This window comes from Acinetobacter sp. YH16053 (assembly GCF_013417035.1).
GTDB classification, from domain to species: Bacteria; Pseudomonadota; Gammaproteobacteria; order Pseudomonadales; family Moraxellaceae; genus Acinetobacter; species Acinetobacter towneri.
Genome location: NZ_VPEP01000142.1, coordinates 1 through 1,204, shown reverse-complemented (window position 1 = coordinate 1,204; position 1,204 = coordinate 1). Strand labels below are relative to the sequence as shown.

The 1,204-nt window shown below is 37.5% G+C and carries 3 protein-coding genes; 1 reads left to right on the top strand and 2 read right to left on the bottom strand.

Going from position 1 to position 1,204, the window contains the following annotated elements:
• Nucleotides 1-13 precede the first annotated feature (13 nt).
• The gene (locus FTV43_RS15650) at nt 14-274 is read left to right on the top strand and encodes a mobilization protein (protein WP_179995855.1); all 261 of its coding nucleotides are present in this window, start codon (nt 14-16) and stop codon (nt 272-274) included.
• On the opposite strand, the gene FTV43_RS15645 is transcribed toward FTV43_RS15650, so the two are convergent.
• Entirely contained in the window at nt 260-418 is a 159-nt protein-coding gene (locus tag FTV43_RS15645; protein WP_179991813.1) for a hypothetical protein, read from the bottom strand. The two genes, FTV43_RS15650 and FTV43_RS15645, sit on opposite strands and share 15 nt — an antisense overlap.
• A partial coding sequence (repM, locus tag FTV43_RS15640; RefSeq protein ID WP_179995854.1) for a replication initiation protein RepM occupies nt 411-1,204 on the bottom strand: 794 nt, incomplete at its 5' end. The genes FTV43_RS15645 and repM, both read right to left, overlap by 8 nt.

Genomic DNA, 1,204 nt, shown 5'->3' with positions numbered 1-1,204 from the left:
CTTTGGAATCACAATGGGTATTGAATCTTTAGATCAGAAAATTGCAAAACAACAAGAGAAGTTAAACCAGTTAAAAGCGCAAAAACAGGCTGCTTTAGCAAGAGAAAAGGCAAAACAAAAAGCACAAGAAAGAAAGGACGACACTAGACGTAAAATTTTACTGGGTTCTTTCTTGATGAAACAAATGGAAGATGAAGCGCAGAAACAAAAAATACTCGCTGAAATCAACGAGTATTTAACAGAAGATCGTGACAGAAAGCTATTTGGACTGTGATTTTTTAATCTCTGCTAATTTACGATTTCTTTCTTCAAGGTGTGCCTTAAGCCCATTATTGATAGGGTGTTCAGGGTTTTTTGCTGCTTCATTTTGCAATCTATGGACTTCTTTACGAACTTCCATAATATCTTTTTTAGTCATGACTAAATCCAGCTTTCTCTAAAATTGGGTAAAGCTCTCTAAATTTTTCAGGCTGTAAAAGCATTTCAGCGATACGAACAGCAAATTGCTGATAGCTTTCTGTACCTTGAGAATACTTAGACATTTCAGGCATTTCAGACATTTTGTTTGCAAATAAATGACGTTGTGCATCGGTCATTTTTATAAAAAAGTCAGGTGTGTTTGGATCTCGCTTGAGGTCTTTCGGTTTTTCAATTTTCGGCTGTTGCTTTTGCTTAAACTTAAATGAAAAGCCGCTAATAGTGCGCCCTTTTTTATGTTGTTCTACTTTTACAGTTATATCAGTGTGTTCATTGATTTGTTTGATTGCTGGTTCTAGCACACGGCTTTTAAAGTTATTCATTGCCGTGTATTCATTATCGCCTACGCCTAATCTATTTCTAAATTCTGATAGCTCAATCTCAGGTACTTTACCTGTAGCTCGCCAAGCTATCAGCATTTCATAAAGCCTTATAGCGTACTTGCTTGTAAGCTGTGCGACTTGCTTCAGTTGGTAGCTTGTAAAATGCTGCTCAAGCCTTGTGATCAATGGTACAACGTCAGGCGCAAACGTAACTTCTAAGGTTGCTGTCGCATCAATATACTTAATACGGCTTACCCATCTTGACCTTACTACACCTAAATTTCCTTGCTTGTCAGGTTCTTTAAATGAGAATTGACGATCAAACAGGTTATTTACGGCTTCTTTCAACGCTTTATAAGCACCGCTATTGCTCACATCAAAACGACTAGCGTAGTCGTGTGCGT

Bases quoted from the DNA above. Each gene is read 5' to 3' on its own strand.
- FTV43_RS15650 (WP_179995855.1), top strand. From the start codon at position 14: ATGGGTATTGAATCTTTAGATCAGAAAATTGCAAAACAACAAGAGAAG.
- FTV43_RS15645 (WP_179991813.1), bottom strand. From the start codon at position 418: ATGACTAAAAAAGATATTATGGAAGTTCGTAAAGAAGTCCATAGATTG.